Below are 25,297 nucleotides of genomic sequence, written 5' to 3' on the forward strand. Positions count from 1 at the left end.
GAGACCAATCGAGGTTGCATGGTAGATTATAGCATGATTTTGCCTTACCAACGCCTGATTTCGCGCTAGACAGTTTGGTGTTGTGCAAGCCGGTGTTTTTGGCCTGCAATCGGGTGCCGGTTGGTCTCCGGGAACATGGCGATTTGACTTGAACAGCGCGGCAAGGCAATTCCTTGCTGTGAAAAGACAACAGGGCCTGCGTGGCAACGCGCATTTGTAAGGATAAAAATGCCAAACGACGAGTTTCTTGCAAGGCAGATGGGCGATCAACCGCCACTGCTGGCTGCCGGGCGCAAGCCGCCGGACAAGCGCGAGATTTCGTTGCGGTGGCTTTCGGGCACCTTCATGACCGGCATCACCTCAAGCCTTCTCATGGGGGTTGCGCTTTTTGGAGCGCTCGAGGGGCGCGAGCAGTTGGCAATACCCGCCGAGGCGCTGGCTTCCACAGATTTCGAATCCCCAGGCACCGCCGCGGTCGAGAAGGGTTCCCGGCTGATCCAGTCGGTTGTCACCGCAAAACCCGCCGACCGGGAAATCATGGAAGTTTCTACAATGGTTCGCGATGGTGACCGCGACGTTGTCCGGCGCCGCCCTTTCGCCCACGTCAAGATTGCGCTTGCGGCAAACCATCCCGCAGCAGCCAACAAATCCTATCCCCGATTTGATCCTCTGAAGATTTTCTCGGCCGGAGAAGCCGAAGTTGCCACCAGCGTGAGGACCGGGGTGATTTATGGTGCGGAGGTCGATTCGGAAATCAGCTTGCGCACCTTCGATTTCCCGCTCGAAACCCCTGGACGGCCCTATGCCGCCTCGATGAGCATCGATGAGGCTGAGGAAACCGTGCGGACCAACGGCTCGGTCCTTACTGACGGATCGGTTCAATTGGCATCACTTAATTATGTCGATCCGCGGCGCTTTGGCTCCAACCCGCTCGATGTCGATCTGAGCGCAAGCCTGAATGCACGTGTCATCACGGAAAATGTCTCTGTTGCGGCCTATTCGGCGCTGCCGGGGCAACGCACCGAATACATCGACGACATCATTCCAGTGAGAGAAGCGGCATCTTTAGAGGATATCCTCACGGACGCGGGCTACACAGAGAACCATTACGGCGAAGCCATCGCCGCTTTGGGCAAACAGATCAAGATCGATGAAATTCGCGATATGTCCGTGGTTCGCATGGGTGTTGAACAGACCGGCGAGCGGGCGCGGGTGGTCCGCATCAGCCTCTACCGCAACGCCAGCCACCAGATCACTGTAGCCCTCTCCGACCGTAGCGGCTTCGTCATCGGCAACGAGCCGCCTGAGACGCCCGCGATCCGCTCTGCATTTGATGAATCGGCGCCGCCTGTCGCAACCAACCGGGATCTGCCCAACATATATGACGGGATCTATCGCGCCGGTCTGGCCTATGGCATGTCGGCTGACATGGTGGCTCAGATCATCAGAATGCTGGCCAGCAATGTTGATTTCCAGACCAAGCTGAAGCCGGCAGACAGTCTCGAGGCCTTCTTTTCCGTCACCGACGAAACCGGCACCGCCTCGGACGAATCGGAGCTGCTGTTCGTCAACGCCAAATTCGGCGGCAACCAGATCCGGCTCTACCGGTTTCAGCACCCCGAAGACAATTCCATCGACTATTACGACCAGGACGGACGCAGTGCGCGCCAGTTCCTGTTGCGCAATCCGGTGCCCAACGGCAAGTTCCGCTCGGGCTTCGGCATGCGCAGGCATCCCATCCTGAAATACTCCCGCATGCACACCGGCGTTGACTGGTCGGCGCCGCGCGGCACGCCGATTATCGCTTCGGGCAATGGTGTGGTGGAGGAGGCCGGCTGGGACAAGGGTGGCTACGGGCGGCAAACCATCATCCGACACGCCAACGGCTATGTGTCGAGCTATTCGCATCAGAACAGCATTGCCAAGGGCGTCAAGCCTGGTGCCCGGGTTCGCCAGGGCCAGGTGATCGGAACCGTCGGGTCCACCGGGCTGTCGACCGGCCCGCACCTGCATTACGAGCTGATCGTCAACGGAACCAAGGTCGATCCGTTGCGCATCCGGCTTCCGGACGGCAAATCGCTCGAGGGTGATGCCCTTGCAATGTTTGTCCGGGAACGCGACCGGATCAACGCTCTGCTCGACGTTGATATGACCGACACCGAGGTGGCAAGCCGCTGATTCCAAGCTTCTGGGGAGAACATTAAGGCGGCCCCGTGGGAGCCGCCTTTGCTTTTGTGTTTACCTGGAAGCAGGCGCTGAAGCTCAGGCAGCCTCAACCTCCGGTCCATCAGCGTCCGCAACTTTCTGGTCCGTCACCGAGAACAGCAAGCGATCCGACCCGGCGCTCACGCTGACCTTTGCGCCGTCACCAACCTCGCCCATCAAGAGCTTTTCGGCCAGCGGATCCTGCACATATTTCTGCACCACCCGCTTGAGCGGACGCGCACCATAGGCGGGATCGTAGCCCTTTTCGGCCAACCAGTCGCGTGCCGGATCATCAAGCGCCACTTCGATCTTGCGATCCGCCAGCAACTTGCCCAGGCGGCCAAGCTGGATATCGACGATCGCGCCCATTTCAGACCGGCGCAGCCGGTGAAACAGGATGATCTCGTCAACCCGGTTCAAGAACTCGGGTCTGAAGGCGGAGCGCACAACATTCATCACGTCATCGCGCGCCGCATCCGCATCCTGGTCCTCGCCCAGCGCCACGAGATATTCGGCCCCAAGGTTCGACGTCATCACGATCAGCGTGTTGCGGAAATCGACCGTACGGCCCTGACCATCTGTCAACCGGCCATCATCGAGAACCTGCAACAGGACGTTGAACACGTCGGGGTGCGCCTTTTCGATCTCGTCGAAAAGGATCACCTGATAGGGCCTGCGCCGCACGGCTTCGGTAAGCGCGCCACCCTCATCATATCCGACATAGCCCGGAGGCGCGCCGATCAGACGGGCGACCGAATGCTTCTCCATATACTCCGACATGTCCATGCGGATGAGTGCCGTCTCGTCATCGAAGAGAAATTCGGCCAGCGCCTTGGTCAGCTCGGTCTTGCCGACGCCGGTGGGGCCCAGAAAAATGAATGAGCCCATGGGCCGGTTCGGATCCTGCAAACCTGCGCGCGCGCGGCGGACCGCCTTGGAGACAGCCTGAACCGCCTCACCCTGGCCAATCACCCGCTTTCCGATTTCATCTTCCATTCTAAGCAACTTGTCGCGCTCACCTTCAAGCATCCGGTCGACCGGAATTCCGGTCCAACGCGAGACAATATGGGCAATGTGATCCGGCGTGACGGTTTCCTCAACCATGCCGGTATCGGCTTCGCCATGCGCTTCGGCCTCAACCAGCTGCTGTTCAAGGGCGGGGATTTCGCCATAGGCAAGCTCACCGGCTCGCTGAAATTCACCCTTGCGCTGGGCAATTGCCAGTTCATTGCGCGCCTCTTCCAGTTGAAGCTTGATATCGGCGGCAAGCCCTAGCTTCTGCTTCTCAGACTGCCAGCGCGCCGTCAGAGCATCGGATTTCTCCTCAATATCTGAAAGCTCGCGCTCAAGCCGTTCAAGCCTGTCCTTCGAGGCTTGATCCGCTTCCTTCTTCAGCGCCTCACGCTCGATCTTGAGCTGCATGATTCGACGGTCGAGTTCATCAAGTTCTTCCGGCTTGGAATCGACCTGCATCCTCAGCCGCGCAGCCGATTCATCCACCAGATCGATCGCCTTGTCAGGCAGGAACCGGTCCGTGATGTAGCGGTTGGACAGCACTGCCGCGGAGACGAGGGCCGAGTCGCTGACACGCACCTTGTGATGTTGCTCATACTTCTCCTTGAGTCCACGAAGGATCGACACGGTATCCTCGACCGAAGGCTCTTCCACCATCACCGGCTGGAACCTCCGGGCCAGGGCCGCGTCCTGCTCCACATGCTTTCGGTATTCGTCAAGCGTGGTGGCGCCAACGCAGTGCAATTCGCCGCGCGCCAGGGCTGGCTTGAGCAGATTGGAAGCATCCATCGCGCCATCCGCCTTGCCTGCACCAACCAACGTGTGCATCTCGTCGATGAACAGGATGATCTCGCCATTATTGGCCTGGATTTCCGACAGCACGGCCTTGAGTCGTTCTTCGAACTCACCTCGATACTTTGCGCCGGCAATCAGCGCGCCCATATCGAGCGCCATCAGTTCCTTGTCCTTGAGCGATTCCGGCACGTCGCCATTGACGATACGAAGCGCGAGGCCCTCCGCAATTGCTGTCTTGCCAACTCCGGGTTCGCCGATCAGGACCGGATTGTTCTTGGTCCGGCGCGACAGCACCTGGATCGTGCGGCGAATCTCATCATCACGGCCAATCACGGGGTCGAGCTTGCCGTCCCGGGCAGCCTGCGTCAGATCGCGGGCGTATTTCTTAAGCGCATCAAAACCCTGTTCGGCGCCGGCGCTGTCCGCGGTCCGGCCCTTGCGAATTTCATTGATCGTCTGGTTGAGCGCCTGCGCGGTCAGACCGGCCTTGGACAGGGTCTTCGAGGTCGCAGCTGAGGACTCAATCGCCAGGGCCAGCAGCAACCGCTCTACCGTGACAAAGCTGTCGCCTGCCTTCTTGGCGGCATCCTCCGCCGTTTGGAAGACTTTCGCCATCGGCTGCGACAGATAGAGCTGGCCGTTTCCACCGCTCACTTTCGGCAGCTTGGCAAGCGCAGCATCATTGGCCAGGCGGACATCGGCCGGGCGACCGCCGGCACGTTCGATCAGCGAGGATGCCATTCCCTGGTCATCATCCATGAGCACCTTAAGCAGGTGCTCGGGCACAAACTGCTGATGCCCTTCGGCCAAGGCATGGGATTGCGCGGATTGAATAAACCCGCGAACTCGTTCCGAGTATTTCTCAATATTCATGATCTGCTCCTTTACTTGTCCCGCCCTTTCAAGGCGCGCGACAGTGGATCCGGAAAGGCTCCCGATTGCGGCAAGCCCTACTGATAGAAGAGATATGGGGATTGTTTCTGCTTAGAAAAAGGCCTTGGGGACCACAAAAAAACCGGCCACGCAGGGCCGGTTCTTGATGGGTGTCATTGATTCTTCCGACTGAATTTGATGCCGCCACCTCGATACAGGCAAGGTCTCAAGGCGGCAAGCTGGCGCGCCGCTTTCAGTCTGCGGCAGCCGCCTCGATGGCGGCAGCCTTTTCCTTGTCGGCTGCAGTTGCTTCTCCACCTTCGTCAGTGCGCACCCGCCGCGGCCGGCCGCGGCGACGCGGCGCGGGCGTCTCTGCCTGCGCGCTCTGCTCGTCCTGTCCAATGGCTACTTCGGCCGGAACCCCTTCGATTATGGGCTGGGGCGCATCGGGATCATAAGCCGTCGGCTGATCCTGCGCTTCCTGATCGGGCTTACGCGACTGCCGTTCTGGCCGGTCGCCGCGATCACGCCGGTTCCCGCGTTCCTGCCGCGGCTGACGTTCCGCACGTTGCTCCTGGCCACCATTGCCGCGGTCGTCCGACGAATCGCGGTCATCATCGTCCTGATCCTGATCTTGCGAATCACGCGACTGCGGTTGGTTGTCATCACGCTGCATACGCTCTTGCAACTGCGCCTGGGCAGTCATGATGATGCGATTGTAATGCTCAGCATGCTGAAGATAATTCTCGGCCATAACGCGGTCACCGGAACTCTGCGCGTCACGCGCAAGATTCATGTACTTTTCCGCAACATGCTGTGCTGTGCCACGAACCTTAACATCGGGACCGGAGCTGTCATAAGTGCGCGAAAGCGGGTTTTGGCCTTTGCGGTTGCCATTGTTGTTGTTTCCACTGCGTCCGCGACCGCGCTTGTTTTGCTGTCCTGGCCTCATTCGATAGTCACCTGGTTGTGTTCCTGAAAACTTGGTTGGCGCGTTTGTCCGGCATCCGGCTCGCAAGTTGCGCCGCGACAGAGGATCGTTAACCGATCCCGTCACGATTATGGGTTCAAATTCAGATACCCGCGCCAGAGGCTGTTCTGTGAAACCGCAACCAATTCGCTGCGTCCCCGGAACCGAGCCACGTCGGATCGAATCTGTTTCAAGACCTGCTATCCGGCGCTGATCCGGAAACTAGACATGTTTGTGTGCAATTCCAAGCCCTTTCTTGCCCAAACCGTTAAAAGACCTGTCAGCACAGCAATCTGACTAACCTCCGGCAAAGACCAGAACCCGGTCCACGCCACCGAGATCAGCCACCACCTGCGACAGCTCGAACCTTTGGGCGACAAACAATTCAGTCACCGATTTGCGCTGCCCAACACCAATTTCTAGGGCCACCTGGCCACCAGACTTGAGCCTTGTCCTGCACTGAGCTGCAATCTGCCGGTAGGCATCAAGCCCGTCCTTGCCGCCATCAAGCGCCAAGAGAGGATCATGTGCAACAACCTCACGTGACAGCGAGGCGATATCCGCAGTCGGAATGTAAGGCGGGTTGGACACAATAAGGTCGAAATGCTGCTCAACCCCACGAAACCAATCACCAGTGACCGCACTGTATCGCGCGGACAACCCCAACTCCCGAGCATTTGTGAGCGCTGTTGTCACCGCCTCGAGAGAAACATCGATGCCCAGGCATCGCGCCTGTGTGCATTCAGCCACCAGCGCCAGACCGATCCCACCGGCGCCAATTCCCAGATCAACAATCTCGCAACAGCCGGTCTGCACCACACGGTCATGGACAAAAGGCAAAACAGCATCGATCAGCGTTTCGGTGTCCGGACGCGGCTCGAGCGTGGCCCCTGACAGCTTCAGTGAAAGACCATAGAAATCACGCGTCCCGAGAATGCGGTGCACAGGTTTGCCAGCAAGCCGTTCACCGGCCGCCCGCTCTATTTTACCCCTCACCGCATCGGTAAGCGGCAAATCACCATTTGTCGCAAGCTGGTGTGAGGCAAGATCCGCAAGCCGTGAAATCAGCAATCGGGCGTCAAGATCCGCTGTTTCGAGCTCCGATTCGCGAAACGCCGTCCGCGTCAGGATCAGAGCCTCTCTGACCGTTGACGCGGAGGAAAGATCAAAACTGGCCATCATCACCAAGTGTCGCCAATTGTCCGGCCTGATGGTCGGAGATCAATGCATCAACCACCTCATCGATCTCGCCCATCATCATCCGGTCGAGCTTGTACAGAGTCAGGTTTATCCGATGGTCGGTCACCCGGCCCTGAGGGAAGTTGTAGGTTCTGATTCGCTCGGAACGATCGCCGGAGCCAACCTGGCTGCGGCGCGATTGCGACCGCTCATCATCAGCGCGCTGACGTTCCATGTCGTAGAGCCGTGCACGAAGCACCTGCATCGCCCTTGCACGGTTCTGGTGCTGTGATTTTTCTGAGGAGGTCACCACAAGTCCGGTGGGAAGATGCGTGATGCGAACCGCCGAGTCGGTGGTATTGACGTGCTGGCCGCCAGCACCCGAGGCGCGCATCGTGTCAATCCGGATATCTTCGCTACGAACTTCGATATCGATATCCTCGGCCTCGGGCAGAACCGCAACCGTCGCCGCCGAGGTATGAATGCGACCGCCGGATTCCGTCTCAGGAACCCTTTGCACCCGGTGCACGCCCGATTCGAACTTCAGCCGCGCAAACACGCCCTTGCCGGAAATCGTGGCGATAATCTCCTTGTAGCCGCCTGCCTCGCCTTCGCTGGCCGAAAGCACTTCCACTTTCCATTTGCGCGAGGATGCATACCGCTCATACATGCGGAACAGATCACCTGCGAAGAGGGCCGCTTCAGATCCGCCGGTGCCGGCACGTATTTCCAGGATTGCACTGCGCTCATCGGCTGCATCCTTGGGAAGCAGCATGATTTCGATCTGCTCCTCAAGTTCACCGATCCGAACCTTGGTCGAACGCAGCTCGCTCTCGGCAAGGTCACGCATTTCCTTGTCATTGGCGGTATCCTGCAACATCGCCTCAAGATCGGACCTTTCGGCAAGAGCCGCATCAAGCGCACGGATCTGGTCCACCAAGGGCTGCAGATCTGAATATTCGGACGCGAGCTTCACATAGGCTTCCGGATCCGGGCCTGCAGCCATGCGGGCCTCGACTTCGCCGAAACGGCGTTCCAGTTCGCGGATCTTCTCGGTTGGCAGTCGTGCCATCTCAGTTGTTCCTAGAGGCTGACGCCATTGGTATCTGCAAAATCGGTAAGGAATTCACGCACCGTCTTGCCGCTTTCCGTGTCGGAAATCGCTGCCAGCAAACTTTCTTCGAGCTTACCAAGATCCAGCGACAAAAGCATCGATTTCACTGGACCGATTGCGGCGGGTGCCATCGAGATGGAACGGAAGCCAATCCCCAGAAGCGCCATGGCGGAGAGCGGTTTGCCGGCGATTTCCCCACAAAGTGTCAACGGCGTGCCGGCACGTTCTGCAGCCTCGACAATCTGGCGCAAGGCTCTGAGAAAAGGCCTGCTCAATGGATCGAAGCGGTCGGCAACACGCGAATTTCCACGATCCACCGCCATCATGAACTGAAACAGATCGTTGGAACCGACGGAAACGAAGTCGACCGCTTCCATCAATTCGTCGAGCTGCCACAACAGATTGGGCACTTCCAGCATTGCCCCGAATTGCATCTTGCGGGGCAACTGGTGGCCAAAGCGCGACAAATGCCGGACTTCCTTGTTCAGCAGCTCACGGGCCAGACGCAATTCATTGATTTCAGTCACCATCGGCAGCATCAGCTTGAGCTCGACACCGGCGGCAGCTTTCAACAGCGCGCGCAGCTGGGTCCTGAGCAACCCGGGCCGGTCAAGCGAAAGACGGATCGCACGCCATCCCAGCGCAGGGTTCTCCTCTTCCGCCGAGCGAAAATAGGGCACCACCTTGTCGCCACCGATATCAAGCGTCCGGAAGGTCACCGGCCGATCCCCCGCCTGACGCAAAACATTGCGGTACAGCTTTTCCTGCTCGTCCACCTTGGGCATGGTCGAAGCAATCATGAACTGCAGTTCCGTTCGGAAAAGCCCGATCCCGCTGGCGCCGGATTCAACCAGCTGCGGCAGGTCCACCAACAGCCCCGCATTCATCTGCAGGTTCACATCCTGGCCATCTCGGGTGCGCGGTTCGACGGTGCGCAGCGCCCGGAACTGCTCCTGACGCTTGGCGCGGAACCGGACCTTGTCAGCATAGGCACTTTGCAAATCGGCCATCGGCCGCAAATGAACGGTCCCGTCCTCGCCATCGACAATGATTGAGTCCCTGTTTTCTGCCAGCGAGGGTGCCCCGACCACCTGCCCCACCACAGGAATGCCCATGGCGCGGGCCACGATCACCACATGGCTGGTGACCGCACCATCTTCGAGCACCAGCCCGCGAACCGCCTCGCGCGGATAATCCAGGAGCTCGGCCGCACCCATGGCTCGGGCAACGATGATCGCGTCCTGAGGCAGGCCGGAACCGCCAGGCACAAAACCGGTCAATTGCCTGAGCAACCGGTTGGCCAGATCGTCGAAATCGTGCAGCCGTTCGCGCAGATACGGGTCCGTCATGTGGATCATGCGGGCCCGCGTGTCGCTCTGCACCTTCTCCACCGCCGCTTCGCAGGTCAGGCCGTTGCGGATGGCTTCTTCGAGCTTGCGCACCCAGCCGCGATCGTGGGCAAACATCCTGTAGGCTTCAAGCACCGCGCGGTGTTCGCCCTCCATAGACACGTCACGCCGCGAAAGCATGTCATCAATCGAAATCCGCAAGGAACCCAGAGCGTCATCAAGCCGTTTGAGTTCAGAATCTATATCATCATTGAGAAGTTCGGTGACCACAATCCGCGGTTCATGCAGAACCACATGGCCCAGCCCGATTCCATCGCTGTAGGCTTCCCCTTCAAACGACACAGGCCGTGTCAGGTCCAGTTCCATGCCTGGCCGGGTGATCTGCTTGAGATCGCCTGTGGCGATCATCTCGGCGAGGACCATCGAGGTTGTCTCGAGCGCCTCGACCTCATCCTCCCGGTACTTCCGCTGCGCCTTGTTCTGCACGACCAGAACACCAAGCGAACGGCCTGCTCTCAGGATCGGTACGCCGAGAAAAGAATTGTAAACCTCTTCGCCCGTCTCAGGCAGATAGGTAAAAGCCGGATGCGATTGTGCGTCGGAAAGATTGAGAGAACGGGCGCTCGCAGCAATCGTTCCAACCAGGCCCTGCCCCATCTTCAGCTGCGCCAGGTGAACCGCGTCCTTGTTGAGCCCTTCGGTGGCGAACAATTCCAGCGCGCCGTCAGCGCGGAGAACATAAAAAGAGCACACCTCTGCAACCATGTTGGCCGCGATCTGGCGGACAATCTGGTCAAGGCGTTCTTGCGGCTCGAGCGGCTCCGCCATCAATTCGCGCAGCCGCTTGAGAAGCACGCGGGGACCTGCTGAAAGGTCTCTCATCGCGTTTCATACTCCCAATTAACATTCCCGGCGCAGGATGCCTCCCGTCCGGTTTCCCGGGAACACTCCCGGCAGGTCTGATGAGCGGCTTTGCCGGTTTGTCTTGATCCCGTTGTCCTAAGTCTTATCGAGACCGTAGACGGAATGCAAAGTCCTGACCGCAAGTTCGGCGTACGCACCATCGATCAAAATCGAAATCTTGATCTCGGACGTGGTTATAGCCTTGATATTAATAGATTTTTCCGCAAGAGCCTTGAACGCGGTTGCCGCCACACCGGCATGGCTGCGCATACCGATACCGATAACGGAGACCTTGGCCAGACCTGATTCGCTCTGCACCGCGTCATAGCCGATCACATCCTTTTGACCTTCAAGCACGGTGAGCGCTTTCGTCGCGTCGCCCGAAGGTACGGTAAAGGTCATGTCCGTACGCGAACCGTCCTCGGAGATATTCTGAACGATCATGTCGACATTGATATGCGCATCAGCCAACGGTCCGAAAATTGCGGCTGAAACGCCTGGCCGGTCCGAAAGCCGTCTGAGAGAAATCTGCGCCTCGTCCTTGGCAAAGGCAATGCCGGTAACGACTTCCTGTTCCAAAATTTCTTCCTCGTCGCAAATGAGAGTTCCAGGCGGGTTTTCGATATTGCTCATCTCCGGACCATCCGGATCATCAAAGCTGGAGCGCACGAAGGTACGAACCTTGTGCACCATGGCAAGCTCCACCGAGCGCACCTGGAGCACCTTTGCCCCAAGCGACGCCATCTCGAGCATTTCTTCAAAGGCGATCTTCTTCATCCGCCGCGCCTTTGGCTCAACCCGCGGATCGGTTGTGTAAACGCCATCCACATCGGTGTAGATGTCGCAGCGATCGGCTTTAACGGCGGCGGCAATCGCCACCGCACTTGTGTCTGATCCACCGCGCCCCAGGGTCGCAAGCCGGTTGTCCGGCCCAATGCCCTGAAAACCTGCAACCACCGCAACCTGTCCAATCTCAAAACGCTTGATCAGTTCGGTGCCGTCGATATCGACAATCCGGGCAGCGCCATGCGCGTTATCGGTCTTTACCGGAATCTGCCAGCCCTGCCATGACCGGGCATCCACACCCATCGACTGCAGCGCAATAGCCAGCAATCCGCTGGTTACTTGCTCACCCGAGGCGACAATTGCGTCGTATTCGCGGGCATCGAAGAATGAAGCATTTGCGCCGGCGACCTTGGGCATGGATTGCACCCAACCCACCAGCTCGTTGGTCTTGCCGGCCATCGCCGAGACCACCACGGCCACCTGGTGCCCCGCATCGACCTCTCGTTTGACATGCCGGGCAACATTGTGGATCCGGTCAAGATCGGCAACCGAGGTGCCGCCAAACTTCATTACTATGCGGGCCATGATCTACTATCCGCTGCCAAGCCCGTCCCCCGGGCAAGAAAAACGCCCCGGACACCGGAGCGGAAGGTGGCGGTCTCTTAGCCAATAATCCGCCCGCCTGCAACCGAATCAACGATCCGTCCCTTCCCCATCATGTGCGGTGCGGCATCGGCTCCCCTTGACAACAGAGCGTTGACGCCCGAGTTGAACTCACAAGCTTGAACCTCGGGAGACTCCTATGAGCGACGCTGCGCGAACAACCATTGATCAAGGCGAGGTGGATCGTTTTTCGGCGCTTGCCGCGGAATGGTGGAACCCGAACGGCAAATTCCGCCCGCTGCACAAGTTCAATCCGGTTCGCTTGAGCTATATCCGCGATCATGTGGCCAGTCACTTCGGCCGCGACCCGAAGAGCGACAAGCCACTTGAAGGGCTGCGCTTGCTCGACATTGGATGTGGCGGAGGATTGCTTTGCGAACCCATGGCGCGGATGGGCGCGCAAGTTCTCGGTGCGGACGCCTCAGAGACAAATGTCGAAGTCGCCTCGATCCATGCGAGGCAATCAGGGCTCCCGGTTACCTACGAAGCCGTAACATCCGAAGAGCTTGCTGCCCGTGGCGAACGGTTTGACGTGGTCCTCAACATGGAAGTGGTGGAACATGTCGCAGATGTCGGTCTTTTCCTTGATTCCTGTGCCGAGATGGTCAAGCCCGGTGGTCTGATGTTTGTCGCAACCATAAACCGGACCATGAAGGCCATGGCATTGGCAATCGTCGGGGCGGAATATGTCCTTCGCTGGCTGCCGCGCGGCACTCACCAGTATGAAAAACTGGTCCGGCCAGAGGAAATCGAGGGCCCTCTTTCCGCCTCGGGCATGACGATCATCGACCGCACCGGAGTTTTCTACAATCCGCTGCAGGACAAGTGGAACCTGTCGCGCGATATGGACGTCAATTACATGATGCTCGCAGAGCGCCCGAAGTCAGCGTAACTGCATTTCTGCCCTGAATGTGAAACCTGGCAGTTGACCCCTCAAACAGGCATCGCGTTGACCTGCACCAGCAAATCCGCCTGCCCGGGCGCATTTGCCGCAACCAGGGCTTTCACCCGCTGGCGATCAATTGAATAGGGCTCGCCATCCGGATCGTAGGCTTGCTTGAAGGTGAAGGCCTCGGGACCTGGGCCATGATCATGCAGCCATTCGAGCTTGTCAGCGCCCTGTTGCCAATCGGCACGCTGGCCAGCGTCGAGCCACCAGAGAACCAGCGGCGGCCAATCACCCTTCTGGTTCCAGTTGCGCGCATTCTTCAATGCTTCGGCGTGAACGCCTGCATAGGCGAAGGCCATCAGGCTTTCGATATCATGCCACATGGAAAGAGAGGAAGGCGCGCTGTCAAAGCCGCTGCCCTTGATGAAACGCGGGAATATCTGTGGCCCCCAACTGCGCGGACCGGGCACCCCCCGGTATCCGGATCGTCCGGCAAAGCCTTCGGCTCTTTCAGCAGCCGCAAAATTCAGCGGCTCACGCCGCATGAAGCCCTGCACCTCCGGGGCAGTATCGACCGCCACATGCAGGCCAAAATTATACATCGCGAGGCGATGGCCGGAGGTTGGCATCTCAGCTCAGATCCTCAGGCAGCTCAGGCAGCGGAGCAATCTCGATGCCTTCATCAATCAGAGCCTTGGCGTCTTCGCTCGAGGCCTTGCCGACAATACCCCTCGCCTCGGTTTCGCCATGGTGGATCTTTCGCGCTTCTTCAGGAAAGCGCTCGCCGACATCTTCGGCGTTGGCGCGAACCGCCTGAACCATTTCCTTGAGCTTGCGCATCATTTCACGTTTTTCAGGGTCCATCGCCAGCGGTCGCGACGCAGCAGCCTCGCGCGACACTGCCACTGCAGGCGCCATCAGAGACTTGCCGATTTTATGAGAACCACACATCGGGCACTCAACCAGTCCATTCTCGCTTTGCCGGTCGTAGTCCGCGCTCGAGGAAAACCATCCCTCGAATTCGTGTTCCTTCTCGCAATGCAGATTGAACCTGATCATGCCACTCGTTCCACCTTCTCCACTCCCTGGGCGGCAACCTGATAACTGCGCGCATTTTTGAGATTGGGGATCTTGCCCCGCGCTGCCTTCACTTCATCGATCTCCAATGAAGCAGCGATAAAGCCCGGCTCGTCACCTTCGGCTTCCGCGATCACTCGCCCCCAAGGGTCGACGATAATTGAATGGCCATAGGTCTCGCGTCCATCCTCATGAACGCCGCCTTGCGCAGCAGAAACAACAAAGGCGCCGTTCTCGATTGCGCGGGCACGCTGCAGCACATGCCAATGCGCTTCGCCGGTTTGCCGGGTGAAGGCTGCAGGTGCGGTCAAGATGTCGGCGCCAGCGAGCGCCAGATCCCGAAACAGGCGCGGAAACCGGATATCATAGCAAATGCCCATACCCAGCCGCGCGCCATCAATATCGACCGTCCGGGCAAATTCACCGGGTTGATAGACAGCACTTTCGCGCCAGCTTTCACCGCTGTCCAGATCCACATCGAACATGTGGATCTTGTCGTAATGAGCCAGCTTTTCACCATTGGGGTCGAAGACGACGCCTCGATTTGCGGCCATGCCGTCACCTGCCTCCACTGCGGTCGAACCGATATGCAGATAAATCTTCAGCTCACGCGCCATAGACGAGGCGGCAGCAAGCACCTCATCCTCAGCCTCCGTCTTGAGAATCTGCTGCAGAGCCTTTCTGTCGCGCTGAACCGCACCGGTCATTTCAGGTGTCTGGACATAGAGCGCGCCACGCGCGGCAGCCTTGCGAACCAGCGCTTCCATCACCGCTATATTGGCTGCGGGCTGGACACCAGAACGCATCTGAATGGCAGCAACAACAAGTTCGCTCATCGGATCATGCTCCTTCCAGCAATGGATCAAGCTTGCCCGCATGTTCAAGCGCGTGCAACTCGTCGCAGCCACCGACATGAAGACCATCTATGAAGATCTGCGGAAACGTCGCTCGGCCATTGGCCTTGCCGATCATTTCCTGCTTCAGCTCGGGTGAAAACGTCGCGTCATGCTCGGTGTAAGCCACGTTCTTGCTGTCCAACAGGCGTTTGGCAGCGGTGCAGAATCCGCAGAACTGTCGGGTGTAAAGCGTCACGTCGGCCATCATGATCTCCATTGGTTCCGGGCGATCGGCACCCTCTCAGGCATATAGGGTCTCCGCGCCCGGGCTTGCAACCCTGGCAAAAGTCAGAATACAGACCTGCTCTGCACCCGCGCGATTGAGAGCTCGGGTCGCCGCCGCAACGGTGGAGCCGGTGGTCAGGACGTCATCGACCAACAACACCTTGTAACCGGAAATCCGTGGCATTTGAGAAGGCGGCACTGCAAATGCGCCCCGCACATTGTCCTGCCGTGCCCTCAAACCCAGCCCGACCTGCTGGCGGGTTGCCCGGATCCGGCGCAGCCCTCCAGCTTCAAACGGCTTGCCTGTCAGTTTCGAGATTGCCCGCGCCAGCTCGGCCGACTGATTGTAGCGACGCGAAAGCAACCGATGCCGGTGCAGCGGAACACTTACGATCACATCACTGTCATCGACAATCTCACGCCCGGCCCGCACCATCCACTTCGCCATCATCTTTGCCAGATCCGCACGGTCCGAATATTTGAGGCCCTGAGCCAATTTGCGTGCAACCCCGTCATACAAAACAGCGGCCCGGGCCTTGGCATAGGGTGGCGGATTGGCAATTGCCTCCGGTGAAAGCATGCCTTCACCGCGGTCGTGGTCAAACGGAGCACCGGATATGTCGCAAAAGGGGCGCTCGACAAAACGCACAGTACCCCAGCATTCGGCACATAAGGCCGCAGATGCCGCCGCAATTCTGCCACAGCCAGCACAGACCGGCGGATAAACCAGCTGCAACAAGTGTCCAGCGCTGCTGCAGAACAGCAACTTGGTCATATGCCCTAAATGCAGCTTGGCACGAAGTCCCATCGGTTGACTTTAGCGCTGTTCCAGCCAACAAGCGAGCCAAAGACAAACTGCCAGGACCAAGCATGGAACAGCTGTTCGACCATAGTCTGCTGCGCCAGAGGCGCGAACGCGCATTGGCGCGGCTTGAACCGGACGCTGATTTCCTGATTCGCCGGGTCGCCGAAGACATGGCAGAAAGGTTGATGGTGGTCGAACGGCTTTTTGAAGCACCAGTACAGGTGCATGGCGGCTTGCCGCTTGCAGCAGATCTGATGCAGGCCAGCGGCAAGACAGCAGAGTTCAGATTCGTCGACACCTGCCCGGTCCCGGGCAAGAACACCAAAGCCACCAGGCTTGCCTCGCCGGATCTGGTGCCGCTTGAGCCGCAAAGCGCGGATCTGGTGGTCTCACCGCTCGCACTGCACCTGACCAACGACACGCCTGGCGTCCTGGTGCAGTTGCGCCGGTCACTCAAGCCCGACGGTCTGCTGCTGGCTGCAACACCGGGTGCGGGAACTCTGGGTGAACTGCGCGAAGCACTGCTTGCCGCGGAAAGCGAGCTGACCGGCGGTGCCAACGCCAGGATCCACCCCTTCGGCGATGTCCGCGATTACGGCGCACTGCTTCAGCGCGCGGGCTTCGCCCTTCCTGTTACCGACATTGAGGAGGTTGTTGTCCGTTACAGCGACATGTTCGCGCTGCTACGCGATCTGCGTGCCATGGGGATGACATCATTGCTCACCGAAAGAAGCCGGACGCCGCTGACCAAATCGGTCTTTCTTCGCGCCGCCGAGATTTACGCCGAGCGGTTTTCCGATCCCGATGGCCGCATTCGGGCCAGCTTCCCGATTGTTCACCTGTCAGGCTGGGCACCGCACGAGAGCCAGCAGAAGCCGCTCAAACCCGGATCCGCAAAGCAGCGCCTTTCCGACGTCCTGAAGACACCGGAACAAAAGCTTCCCAGATAAAGGATTGGACCCGGCGTTACCGGATGGTCTCTGAATTTTTCGGTGCGGGCACCAGCCGCAGTACAGATTGCACGCCCCAAAGCCCACCGTCGGCCAAATCGCAAGTTGCGGCAAGCCAATTGCTCGTGGGCATTGCTCAGCAGTCTCCCGACGTACTGCCATCGGAAAGTATGATGCAAAGGGCTCCCGGCGCATCCTGCAAAATGGACTTTCGCACGGTGTAAACCCGGCTGTTTGAACCGGTCGGGATCGAACCGGTGGTAATGTTGTCAAACTGTTTTGGAGACCAGGCAATCCTAGCGCTGGAAGTCCGCTCCGCAGCGAGTGGGGTAAGAATCGCCGCCAATGCGATCGCTGCTGTTCCAAACAGCAAAGCCACACGAACGGCCCCTATGCGTTTGGGCTGATTCTCAGCACCGGATCTATCCATTACAGTCACCCAAAAATCACCACTGGCCATAACGTCTCCATTGGGGAACGCAACGAAACCCCTAACCGAACATGATTTTGACGCACGTGGATTGAGGATTGATTAACGCTGTTGCCGATTGCCGGTTCCGGTTCCATATGCGTCCGAAAATTCAAATAAGATCAATGAGATGGGGTATAAGCGGTTCATCGGCAGGGGGCATCGGATACTGCCGCATATCGCGCGGGCGAACCCATTTGATAGCCTGGCCTTCAAGACCACGTGCAGGCCCTTCGAACCTGCGGCAGATGAACAATGGCATCAGAAGATGAAAATCGTCATAGCCGTAACTTGCGAAGGTCAGCGGCGCCAGGCAATCTTCTTTGGTGACGACCCCAAGTTCTTCGGCAAGCTCACGAATAAGCGCTGACTCTGGTGTTTCACCATCCTCGACCTTGCCTCCGGGGAACTCCCACAGGCCAGCAAGTTTCTTGCCCTCGGGGCGTTGCGACAAAAGCACCCGCCCATCGGCATCAACCAGCGCACAGGCTGTCACCAGAACAATTTGTTTTTCTGTCATTGAGTCAGGATCCTGGTTTCTGCCTATAGGCGTAACGGTAGACTTCGCCAAAACCGAGCCCCCTGTAGAGGGAAACAGCGGCCTCATTGACGCTCTCCACCTGAAGCCAGGCGGTATCAGCCCCTCTATGCCGGGCCCATCGCAAGGCCGCCCGCACGACTTCATTGCCATGGCCGCTGCGGCGTGAATCCATCCGGGTAGCGAGCTCAAACAAACCCGCCAGGTCGTTGTCATGGACACACAGCGCCGTTGCAAGCGGCCCGTTGGCCTCGTCCTCGATGACGAACAGCCCATTTGGCGGACGTATCGAACTCAAAACCTCAGTCAATCCAGCCTTAAGCGACTGATCGCGGCCATGAACCGTGATCGATGCATCAACATAGCGGCCGATATCGCGCACTGGCAGATGATCCATACCGCCATCTATATCCAGTTGATCAATGATCCCGATCATCACGATCGTTTCATCAAACCTGTGCCAGCCATGTGCATCGAGATAGGATTCCAGTGGCGCTGGCGCCAAGGGTGACTGGCGAAACACCAATGGCCGGTCATAGGCATCAAACCGTCTTGCAGCCCGCTCGACACGGGCTTCGATATCGCCATGGTCTGAAGGGTCCAGCGGATTGACCGAATTCAGCCTCTTGGACGGATGCCCCGCCGTAAGCCTCAGCTGCCAGCTGCCATCATACTGGATCGAGGCCGCCGGCCACGCCCGGAAACCAACAGCTTCAAGCCGTCTGACAATCGCAAGATTGGGCACTTCATGCTCCGCCTAAAAGGTGTCCGTGCTGCCGTCAGCTCCGGTAATCACCATTGATCTCGACATAGGCTTTGGTCAGATCGCAGGTAAAAACCCGTGCCGAACCAGATCCAATACCCAGCTCCACCCGGATCAGGATCTCATCGCGCTTCATGACCTCAGAAGCCGAAGCCTCACTGTAACCAGGATCCCGTTCGCCATCCACAGCAACCCGCACATCGCCAAACCAGATTGCAAGCCGGTCACGATCCGCGGGCTCTCCCGCCTTGCCGACGGCCATCACAACCCGGCCCCAATTCGCATCTTCACCTGCAATCGCGGTCTTGACCAGCGGCGAGTTGGCAATAGAGCGAGCAATTCGGCCCGCGGAACCATCCGACACGGCACTCTCGACGATGATTTCGACCTGCTTGCGCGCACCTTCACCGTCCCGCACAATCTGGACCGCCAGGTCCTCCATCATATCCGACAGTGCCTTCGCAAAACCTTCGGCCCGCGGATCATCCGCACCCGCAATTCGTCCCGCACCCGAGCCGGAAGCCGCCCCTGTGGCAAACACCAGCAAGGTATCTGAGGTCGATGTATCGCTGTCCACTGTCACTGCATTGAAAGTTGAACCGACATAATGGCCAAGCATCGTCTGCAGTGCCTCGGGCTCAATATCAGCATCCGTGACGATAAATGAGAGCATTGTCGCCATATCCGGCGCGATCATACCTGCACCTTTGGCAATACCGTTGAGCGTAACCGTTACGCCATCGATCTTGGCAGTGCGTGTAGCGACCTTTGGATAGGTGTCCGTGGTCATGATGGCGCGAGCTGCATCCAGCCAGCGAGCGCCGCTCGCCGATTGAGCCATCCCGTCCAGAACCCCTGCAAACTTGGTCGCGTCAAGCGGTTCGCCGATCACCCCCGTTGAAGCAAGGAACACCTCGGCTTCGGTGCACCCGACCGCCTTTGCCGCAGCCTCCGCGGTCATGGTCGTGGCCACCCGGCCCTTCTGACCGGTAAATGCATTGGCATTACCCGAATTGACCACCAGCGCCCTGGCACGTCCACCACCGAGATTGCCCCGGCAGAAATCCACCGGCGCAGAAGGGCATTTGGACGTCGTAAACACTCCAGCCACCGCAGCCGGTTGATCAAAAACCATCAGCATCAGGTCCGTGCGGCCCTTGTACTTGATCCCGGCCGCAGCAGTTTCGATGCGCACGCCGTCAATCGCCGGAAGCTCGGGATAGCGTTTTGGCGCAAGTGGAGAGATATCGCCAGACATCGGTGGATCCTTAGAATGAACAGAACGGTTCCATTGCGTGCCGGCGTTTACTGCTGCGCGCTGATTGCCTCGTATGCGGTCTTCAGACCCTCATCAAGGACCTCGATATCGACGTTGTCGCGGGCCTCGCGAATGAGCTCGCCATAGCGCTCACGAAGGAGAACCTGACGAATCTGGTCTGCGACCTGTTCGAATGGCGGGGGCGCTGCGTCCCGGCGATCCTCGACCTTGATCACATGCCAGCCGAACTGTGTCTTGACCGGCTCCTTGCCATACTGACCTTTCTCAAGCGCGAAAGCCGCGGCCTCGAACTCTGGAACCATGCGGCCCTTGGTGAAATAGCCAAGATCCCCACCATTGCCCGCGCTCGGACCGGTCGACTTTTCCTTAGCCAGCTCGGCGAAATCCTTGCCGGCATCAAGCTCGGTGATCAGCGCTTTGGCTTCATCTTCCGTCTCAACGAGGATATGGCGGGCACTGATTTCCTCTTCTGCCTGCGTGGCCGCAACTTCCTGATCGTAGCGTGCCTTCACATCGGCATCCGAGATGGACTCAACGACTCCCGACCTGAACAACACATTGTGCAGAGCGCGATCACGCTGGAATGCCATCAGCCGCTTGAACTCTTCGGTCTGGTCCAGCTCCTCGGCTTCAGCCTTTCGCGCCAGTGCCTTGATATCGATCACAGCCGCCAACGCGGCCACACGGCGCTGCTCGGCCGGAAGCCTTTCGAACTGCGGATCAAGATCGGCTTCAGCCATCTGAAGCTCCGAGGTGCGGATTTCAACGCCACCAACCATTGCGACAACAGGATCATCTGCCTCTTGCGCGAAGCCCTTAGCCGGCAGGAAGGCGATGCTTGTGAAAAGGAGTGTGGCTGCAAGCTGCGATAGGCGCATGAAGTTACCTTTCTTAGGGAAGCTTTCTGTGAGTGGTTGCCCCCATGCGGGGCAATATTGGCCACCTTAAGACGGCTCCTGGCCGCCGTTGACATCGTTCAACCCCCCTCTTATCTGTCAGCCATCTGTCCGTCCAGACGGCTTTCACCTGGTGAAGCCCGTTCAGGCGGCGTTTTCCAACTGTTCCACCGGCAGCACGCCAGCGCCGGTTGCCCGCCCTGCCGCCAGTGCAGTCAGAAGAAAGGACCATAGAAATGGTCAAGATCGGCGCTATCGCTCGAAAACTGTTCGGCTCCTCCAACGACCGGAGAATACGGGCCTACAATCCGAAAGTTGCGGCCATCAATGCTCTTGAAGCGGAACTTGGCGCCTTGAGCGATGCCGAGGTCGCGGCGCGGACTGTCCAGTTCAGAGAGCAGATCGCCAATGGAACGAAGCTTGAAGATCTCCTGGTTCCCGCTTTCGCAACTGTGCGCGAAGCCGCCAAGCGTGCCATCGGCCTCAGACCATTCGACGTTCAGCTGATCGGCGGAATGATCCTGAACGAAAATTCAATTGCCGAAATGAAGACCGGCGAAGGCAAGACGCTGGTTGCCACGCTGCCGGTCTACCTCAATGCCCTGTCCGGCGATGGCGTGCATGTGGTCACCGTCAACGATTACCTGGCCCGGCGCGATGCGGAATGGATGAGCCAGATCTATGGCTTCCTTGGAATGACAACCGGCATCATCACACATGGGATGAATGACGATGAGCGGCGCGAGGCCTATGCCTGCGACATCACCTACGCCACCAACAACGAGCTCGGCTTCGATTATTTGCGCGACAACATGAAGTATGATCGCGCCCAGATGGTTCAGCGTGGGCACAATTACGCCATCGTCGACGAAGTCGATTCGATCCTGGTGGATGAGGCACGCACGCCGCTCATCATTTCCGGCCCGCTTGATGACCGCTCGGATCTTTACAACAGCATTGACACGCTGATTCAGAAGCTTGAGCCCGACGATTACGAGATCGACGAGAAGCAGCGTTCGGCAACCTTTACCGAAGTCGGCACCGAGAAGCTTGAAGCCATGCTCGCCGAAGCGGACATGCTCAAGGGCGAATCGCTTTACGACGTCGAAAATGTCGCAGTGGTCCACCACATCAACAACGCACTCAAGGCGCATCGCCTCTTCACCAAGGACAAGGATTACATTGTCCGCAATGACGAGATCGTCATTATCGATGAGTTTACCGGTCGCATGATGCCGGGACGCCGCTTCTCGGAAGGCCAGCACCAGGCGTTGGAAGCCAAGGAAGGCGTGCGCATCCAGCCCGAGAACCAGACTCTGGCCTCGATCACGTTCCAGAATTACTTCCGGATGTATTCGAAGCTTGCCGGCATGACCGGCACTGCCGCAACCGAAGCCGAAGAATTCGGCAATATCTACGGCCTTGATGTCGCTGAAGTTCCCACCAATGTCCCCATCGCGCGTATCGATGAGGATGACGAGGTCTACCGCACCGTCGAGGAGAAATACGAGGCGATCAGCGTCGACATCAAGGAGGCACGGGCCCGCAAGCAGCCAGTGCTGGTCGGCACCACCTCGATCGAGAAATCCGAACTTCTCGCAGACATGTTACGTAAGCAAGGGCTTACTGATTTCAACGTTCTGAACGCGCGCTATCATGAGCAGGAAGCCTATATCGTCTCGCAGGCGGGCGTGCCCGGAGCGATCACAATCGCCACCAACATGGCAGGCCGTGGTACCGATATCCAGCTCGGCGGCAATGCCGACATGCGCGTCGCCCAGGAACTCGGCGATATGCCGGAAGGGCCCGAGCGCGACGCGAAGGAAGCCGAAATCAGGGCTCAGATCCAGGCGCTCAAGGACGAAGCACTGGCAGCCGGCGGGCTTTATGTTCTTGCCACCGAACGCCACGAGAGCCGCCGCATCGACAACCAGCTGCGTGGTCGATCCGGACGTCAGGGCGATCCGGGGCGGTCCAAGTTCTTTCTCTCGCTGCAAGACGATCTGATGCGCATCTTCGGTTCGGATCGCATGGACGGGATGCTCAAGTCCCTTGGCCTCAAGGAAGGCGAGGCCATCGTTCACCCGTGGATCAACAAGGCGCTCGAACGGGCCCAGAAAAAGGTTGAGGCGCGGAACTTCGACATCCGCAAGAACCTGCTCAAGTTCGATGATGTCATGAACGACCAGCGCAAGGTCGTCTTCGAGCAGCGCAAGGAGCTCATGGATGCGGAATCGATTTCCGAAACCATCGCCGATATGCGTCAGGAAGTGATCGACAATCTTGTCAATCTGCACATCCCGGAAAAGGCCTATGCCGAACAGTGGAATGTGACAGAGCTCAAGAAAGGCGTCGAGGCCTACCTCAATCTGAGCCTCCCGATCGAGGAATGGGCTGCGGAAGAGGGCATCGCCGAAGACGACATCCGGGCACGGATCACAGAAGCCGTCGAGAAGCTTGCCGCCGAGCGCGCCGAGCGTTTCGGTCCGGAAGTCATGACCTATGTTGAAAAATCCGTTGTCCTTCAGACACTTGACCATCTCTGGCGCGAGCATCTGGTCAACCTTGATCACCTGCGTTCCGTCGTTGGTTTCCGGGGCTACGCACAGCGTGATCCACTGCAGGAGTACAAGTCCGAGGCATTCGAACTGTTCCAGGCATTGCTCGCCAATCTCCGCCAGGCAGTGATGGCGCAATTGATGCGCGTCGAGATTGTGCGTGAAGCAGCCGCGGCGCCGGAACCAACCTTGCCGGAGGGCATGGAAGGTCACCACATCGATCCGGATACCGGCAGAGATGAGTTCGAAACCGCAACAGAGCAGGAGACCACCGGAATTGTTGCGCCAGAAGCGCGAAATCCCGAGGATCCTGACACCTGGGGAAAGGTTGGCCGCAATGAACCTTGCCCTTGCGGTTCAGGCAAGAAGTTCAAACACTGTCACGGCGCGTTTTGAGCACGGTTCTCACCGCGCCAGGAAGCGTCTAGAGCGCCAATCCTGCAACATCTTACAAGGGGTCGTCTTTCGACCCCTTTTTTCGATCAAGCTTCCGTCTAAATCGCTCCATTTTGACCCATGTGAACTCGTCCGGGCATGATCAGGCACGAACCTCGACCAAAAGCGTACCAAGAAGCAAAGCCAAACATCATCCAAGAGGCCTTTGCCCACCTTGTCTCAAACCGTTTCTTAACGTCGTCATGCCAAGTTGCTGCCGAAACAACGGATTTGAAACGTGAACTCGACGTTGATCGACACCGCTGGCAAATTTTTGTCGCCGCGCATGGCTGCACGGCTGACGCCGGTGTTCGAGCGTTTCTCCAATATCCTCACAGCCACCGATGAGACCAGCCAGGCCCAGCGCATGGCAATGATCGCCTTTGCGATCCGCATTGTGAGTGCAGCAATCGCCTTCATTTCGCAGATAATTCTTGCGCGAATGATGGGAGACTACGAGTACGGCATATTTGTTTTTGTCTGGGTCATCGCCGTGATTCTCGGCAATCTCTCATGCCTTGGCTTTCACACTGCGGTCATTCGGTTTCTGCCACAGTACCGTACAGAGGGTTCCGAGGAAGCCATTCTGGGTCTCGCCACAACCGCGCGGATCTTTGCAATGATCTCGGCGACGCTGATTGCGGTCACGGGTATCGCAACCATTCACCTGCTCGGAGACCGCATCGAAGAGCACTATGTACAGCCGCTTTTCGTCGCTGCGTTCGCCTTGCCCATGATCGCGCTTGGTGACGTTCTCGACGGCACCGCACGGGCCAACGGGTGGCCGGTGCACGCGCTCAGCCCAACCTACATTGCCCGGCCATTGCTCATCCTCGGTTTCATGGTGTTATCTGTTGGTCTGGGCTGGGTTGCTGATGCCAACACCGCGATCCTGGCAACACTTGTGGCGGCCTATACCGCAACCCTGACCCAGTTCCTTGTCATCACCAGAAAGCTTCGCCACCGGTTCCCGGCTCAAAGGCTCGAAATCCGCTTCCGCACATGGCTGCTTGTGGCTTTCCCGATCTTCCTGATCGAGGGCTTTTACTTCATGCTCACCAATGCCGACGTGATCATCGTCGGCCTTTACCTGCCACCCGAAAAGGTCGCTGTCTATTTCGCAGCCGCCAAGACCATGGCGCTTGTCCATTTTGTCTATTTCGCGGTCAAGGCAGCCGCAGCACAACGATTCTCGGGTCTGGTTTCGAGCGGCGACACAGCCGCGCTTGCGGATTTCGCCCGACAAACAATCCAGTGGACCTTTTGGCCTTCCTTGGTCGTCGGCGGCCTGGTGATCGCAGCAGGCCCTTTCCTTCTCTCCCTGTTCGGCCCAAGCTTTATCGACGGCCATATGATCATGGTCGTCCTGTTTTGCGGCATCATCGCCAAGGCCATGGTCGGACCGGGCGAGGTGTTGCTGACAATGGCCGGCGAGCAGAAAATCTGCGCCGCCATCTACGGTCTCGCACTGGCCGCAAACCTCGGCCTCAACATCATGCTGATCCCGGCCTGGGGGTTGCTCGGGGCGGCGACCGCCACCGCTGGAGCCATGGCTATCGAGGCTATCCTGCTTCATGTGATCATTCGCCGCAAACTTGGAATTGCCATGTTCATCGCGGCAGGCGTCGGGCGATCGGACGCGTCAAACACACACGGGGCACGTTGA

21 protein-coding genes and 1 pseudogene are annotated in these 25,297 nt (G+C 58.5%); 5 read left to right on the top strand and 17 right to left on the bottom strand.

What is annotated here, in order from left to right:
- The first annotated feature begins 228 nt into the window (after window positions 1-228).
- Window positions 229-2,178, top strand: coding sequence for a M23 family metallopeptidase (locus tag HPDFL43_RS19210; RefSeq protein WP_007199075.1), 1,950 nt, complete (start codon window positions 229-231; stop codon window positions 2,176-2,178).
- Between the two features lie 84 nt (window positions 2,179-2,262).
- Here HPDFL43_RS19210 and clpB read toward each other — a convergent pair whose 3' ends face one another.
- The 6 genes from clpB to HPDFL43_RS19240 form a co-directional block, all read right to left on the bottom strand.
- Window positions 2,263-4,887 (bottom strand): ATP-dependent chaperone ClpB, encoded by a 2,625-nt coding sequence (gene clpB, locus HPDFL43_RS19215; protein WP_040449361.1) that lies wholly within the window; start codon window positions 4,885-4,887, stop codon window positions 2,263-2,265.
- A gap of 253 nt (window positions 4,888-5,140) precedes the next feature.
- Entirely contained in the window at window positions 5,141-5,839 is a 699-nt protein-coding gene (locus HPDFL43_RS19220) for a DUF4167 domain-containing protein (protein WP_007199077.1), read from the bottom strand.
- Window positions 5,840-6,154: 315 nt separating this feature from the next.
- Window positions 6,155-7,039: a peptide chain release factor N(5)-glutamine methyltransferase gene (gene prmC / locus HPDFL43_RS19225; protein WP_007199078.1), complete on the bottom strand. Its 885-nt coding sequence runs from the start codon at window positions 7,037-7,039 to the stop codon at window positions 6,155-6,157.
- A complete protein-coding gene (prfA, locus tag HPDFL43_RS19230) occupies window positions 7,023-8,108 on the bottom strand; it encodes a peptide chain release factor 1 (protein WP_007199079.1) in 1,086 nt (361 codons plus the stop codon). The genes prmC and prfA overlap by 17 nt, the downstream gene beginning before the upstream one ends.
- Window positions 8,109-8,119: 11 nt before the next feature.
- Window positions 8,120-10,381: a phosphoenolpyruvate--protein phosphotransferase gene (ptsP, locus tag HPDFL43_RS19235; protein WP_007199080.1), complete on the bottom strand. Its 2,262-nt coding sequence runs from the start codon at window positions 10,379-10,381 to the stop codon at window positions 8,120-8,122.
- Between the two features lie 117 nt (window positions 10,382-10,498).
- Window positions 10,499-11,773, bottom strand: a complete 1,275-nt coding sequence (locus HPDFL43_RS19240) for an aspartate kinase (protein WP_007199081.1) — start codon at window positions 11,771-11,773, stop codon at window positions 10,499-10,501.
- Window positions 11,774-11,990: 217 nt separating this feature from the next.
- Here HPDFL43_RS19240 and ubiG point away from each other — a divergent pair, with 217 nt between their 5' ends.
- A complete protein-coding gene (gene ubiG, locus HPDFL43_RS19245; RefSeq protein WP_007199082.1) occupies window positions 11,991-12,743 on the top strand; it encodes a bifunctional 2-polyprenyl-6-hydroxyphenol methylase/3-demethylubiquinol 3-O-methyltransferase UbiG in 753 nt (250 codons plus the stop codon).
- A 41-nt stretch (window positions 12,744-12,784) separates the two neighbouring features.
- Here ubiG and HPDFL43_RS19250 read toward each other — a convergent pair whose 3' ends face one another.
- The 6 genes and pseudogenes from HPDFL43_RS19250 to HPDFL43_RS22305 form a co-directional block, all read right to left on the bottom strand.
- Window positions 12,785-13,369 (bottom strand): DUF3291 domain-containing protein, encoded by a 585-nt coding sequence (locus HPDFL43_RS19250; protein WP_007199083.1) that lies wholly within the window; start codon window positions 13,367-13,369, stop codon window positions 12,785-12,787.
- A gap of 1 nt (window position 13,370) precedes the next feature.
- Window positions 13,371-13,799 carry a DUF1178 family protein gene (locus tag HPDFL43_RS19255; RefSeq protein ID WP_007199084.1) on the bottom strand — a complete coding sequence of 143 codons (429 nt, stop codon included), beginning with the start codon at window positions 13,797-13,799 and terminating at the stop codon, window positions 13,371-13,373.
- Entirely contained in the window at window positions 13,796-14,653 is an 858-nt protein-coding gene (locus tag HPDFL43_RS19260; protein WP_007199085.1) for a carbon-nitrogen hydrolase family protein, read from the bottom strand. The genes HPDFL43_RS19255 and HPDFL43_RS19260 overlap by 4 nt, the downstream gene beginning before the upstream one ends.
- Window positions 14,654-14,657: 4 nt before the next feature.
- Window positions 14,658-14,918 carry a glutaredoxin 3 gene (grxC, locus tag HPDFL43_RS19265; protein WP_040450559.1) on the bottom strand — a complete coding sequence of 87 codons (261 nt, stop codon included), beginning with the start codon at window positions 14,916-14,918 and terminating at the stop codon, window positions 14,658-14,660.
- Window positions 14,919-14,954: 36 nt separating this feature from the next.
- Window positions 14,955-15,518, bottom strand: a complete 564-nt coding sequence (locus tag HPDFL43_RS19270) for a ComF family protein (protein ID WP_007199087.1) — start codon at window positions 15,516-15,518, stop codon at window positions 14,955-14,957.
- Window positions 15,519-15,590: 72 nt separating this feature from the next.
- Window positions 15,591-15,746: pseudogene (locus HPDFL43_RS22305) on the bottom strand (double zinc ribbon domain-containing protein); the annotation flags it as partial.
- A gap of 62 nt (window positions 15,747-15,808) precedes the next feature.
- Here HPDFL43_RS22305 and HPDFL43_RS19275 point away from each other — a divergent pair.
- The gene (locus HPDFL43_RS19275) at window positions 15,809-16,693 is read left to right on the top strand and encodes a methyltransferase domain-containing protein (protein ID WP_007199088.1); all 885 of its coding nucleotides are present in this window, start codon (window positions 15,809-15,811) and stop codon (window positions 16,691-16,693) included.
- A gap of 136 nt (window positions 16,694-16,829) precedes the next feature.
- Here the strand turns inward: HPDFL43_RS19275 and HPDFL43_RS21785 are convergent, their stop codons facing one another.
- The 5 genes from HPDFL43_RS21785 to HPDFL43_RS19295 all read right to left on the bottom strand — a co-directional run bounded on the left by HPDFL43_RS21785 (window position 16,830) and on the right by HPDFL43_RS19295 (window position 20,620).
- Window positions 16,830-17,153 (bottom strand): hypothetical protein, encoded by a 324-nt coding sequence (locus HPDFL43_RS21785; protein WP_007199089.1) that lies wholly within the window; start codon window positions 17,151-17,153, stop codon window positions 16,830-16,832.
- Window positions 17,154-17,274: 121 nt separating this feature from the next.
- Window positions 17,275-17,682, bottom strand: coding sequence for a (deoxy)nucleoside triphosphate pyrophosphohydrolase (locus HPDFL43_RS19280; protein ID WP_007199090.1), 408 nt, complete (start codon window positions 17,680-17,682; stop codon window positions 17,275-17,277).
- A gap of 4 nt (window positions 17,683-17,686) precedes the next feature.
- A complete protein-coding gene (locus HPDFL43_RS19285; RefSeq protein ID WP_007199091.1) occupies window positions 17,687-18,445 on the bottom strand; it encodes a GNAT family N-acetyltransferase in 759 nt (252 codons plus the stop codon).
- Between the two features lie 34 nt (window positions 18,446-18,479).
- Window positions 18,480-19,721 carry a bifunctional glutamate N-acetyltransferase/amino-acid acetyltransferase ArgJ gene (argJ, locus tag HPDFL43_RS19290; RefSeq protein ID WP_007199092.1) on the bottom strand — a complete coding sequence of 414 codons (1,242 nt, stop codon included), beginning with the start codon at window positions 19,719-19,721 and terminating at the stop codon, window positions 18,480-18,482.
- 47 nt (window positions 19,722-19,768) lie between these two features.
- Complete coding sequence (locus tag HPDFL43_RS19295) at window positions 19,769-20,620, bottom strand: peptidylprolyl isomerase (protein WP_007199093.1); 852 nt, start codon at window positions 20,618-20,620, stop codon at window positions 19,769-19,771.
- Between the two features lie 254 nt (window positions 20,621-20,874).
- Between HPDFL43_RS19295 and secA the strand changes: the two genes are divergently transcribed.
- Together secA and HPDFL43_RS19305 are read left to right on the top strand one after the other, a co-directional pair.
- The gene (gene secA / locus HPDFL43_RS19300) at window positions 20,875-23,592 is read left to right on the top strand and encodes a preprotein translocase subunit SecA (RefSeq protein WP_007199094.1); all 2,718 of its coding nucleotides are present in this window, start codon (window positions 20,875-20,877) and stop codon (window positions 23,590-23,592) included.
- A gap of 289 nt (window positions 23,593-23,881) precedes the next feature.
- Entirely contained in the window at window positions 23,882-25,297 is a 1,416-nt protein-coding gene (locus HPDFL43_RS19305) for a lipopolysaccharide biosynthesis protein (protein ID WP_007199095.1), read from the top strand.

This window comes from Hoeflea phototrophica DFL-43 (assembly GCF_000154705.2).
GTDB lineage: Bacteria > Pseudomonadota > Alphaproteobacteria > Rhizobiales > Rhizobiaceae > Hoeflea > Hoeflea phototrophica.

Coding starts and splice junctions, on each gene's coding strand:
- HPDFL43_RS19295 (WP_007199093.1), bottom strand. CDS start 20,620: ATGCGCCTATCGCAGCTTGCAGCCACACTCCTTTTCACAAGCATCGCC.
- HPDFL43_RS19260 (WP_007199085.1), bottom strand. CDS start 14,653: ATGAGCGAACTTGTTGTTGCTGCCATTCAGATGCGTTCTGGTGTCCAG.
- HPDFL43_RS21785 (WP_007199089.1), bottom strand. CDS start 17,153: ATGGCCAGTGGTGATTTTTGGGTGACTGTAATGGATAGATCCGGTGCT.
- ubiG (WP_007199082.1), top strand. CDS start 11,991: ATGAGCGACGCTGCGCGAACAACCATTGATCAAGGCGAGGTGGATCGT.
- ptsP (WP_007199080.1), bottom strand. CDS start 10,381: ATGAGAGACCTTTCAGCAGGTCCCCGCGTGCTTCTCAAGCGGCTGCGC.
- HPDFL43_RS19280 (WP_007199090.1), bottom strand. CDS start 17,682: ATGACAGAAAAACAAATTGTTCTGGTGACAGCCTGTGCGCTGGTTGAT.
- prmC (WP_007199078.1), bottom strand. CDS start 7,039: ATGATGGCCAGTTTTGATCTTTCCTCCGCGTCAACGGTCAGAGAGGCT.
- argJ (WP_007199092.1), bottom strand. CDS start 19,721: ATGTCTGGCGATATCTCTCCACTTGCGCCAAAACGCTATCCCGAGCTT.
- HPDFL43_RS19250 (WP_007199083.1), bottom strand. CDS start 13,369: ATGCCAACCTCCGGCCATCGCCTCGCGATGTATAATTTTGGCCTGCAT.
- secA (WP_007199094.1), top strand. CDS start 20,875: ATGGTCAAGATCGGCGCTATCGCTCGAAAACTGTTCGGCTCCTCCAAC.
- HPDFL43_RS19275 (WP_007199088.1), top strand. CDS start 15,809: ATGGAACAGCTGTTCGACCATAGTCTGCTGCGCCAGAGGCGCGAACGC.
- HPDFL43_RS19270 (WP_007199087.1), bottom strand. CDS start 15,518: ATGCTTTCACCGGAGGCAATTGCCAATCCGCCACCCTATGCCAAGGCC.
- prfA (WP_007199079.1), bottom strand. CDS start 8,108: ATGGCACGACTGCCAACCGAGAAGATCCGCGAACTGGAACGCCGTTTC.
- HPDFL43_RS19240 (WP_007199081.1), bottom strand. CDS start 11,773: ATGGCCCGCATAGTAATGAAGTTTGGCGGCACCTCGGTTGCCGATCTT.
- clpB (WP_040449361.1), bottom strand. CDS start 4,887: ATGAATATTGAGAAATACTCGGAACGAGTTCGCGGGTTTATTCAATCC.
- HPDFL43_RS19255 (WP_007199084.1), bottom strand. CDS start 13,799: ATGATCAGGTTCAATCTGCATTGCGAGAAGGAACACGAATTCGAGGGA.
- HPDFL43_RS19220 (WP_007199077.1), bottom strand. CDS start 5,839: ATGAGGCCAGGACAGCAAAACAAGCGCGGTCGCGGACGCAGTGGAAAC.
- HPDFL43_RS19210 (WP_007199075.1), top strand. CDS start 229: ATGCCAAACGACGAGTTTCTTGCAAGGCAGATGGGCGATCAACCGCCA.
- grxC (WP_040450559.1), bottom strand. CDS start 14,918: ATGGCCGACGTGACGCTTTACACCCGACAGTTCTGCGGATTCTGCACC.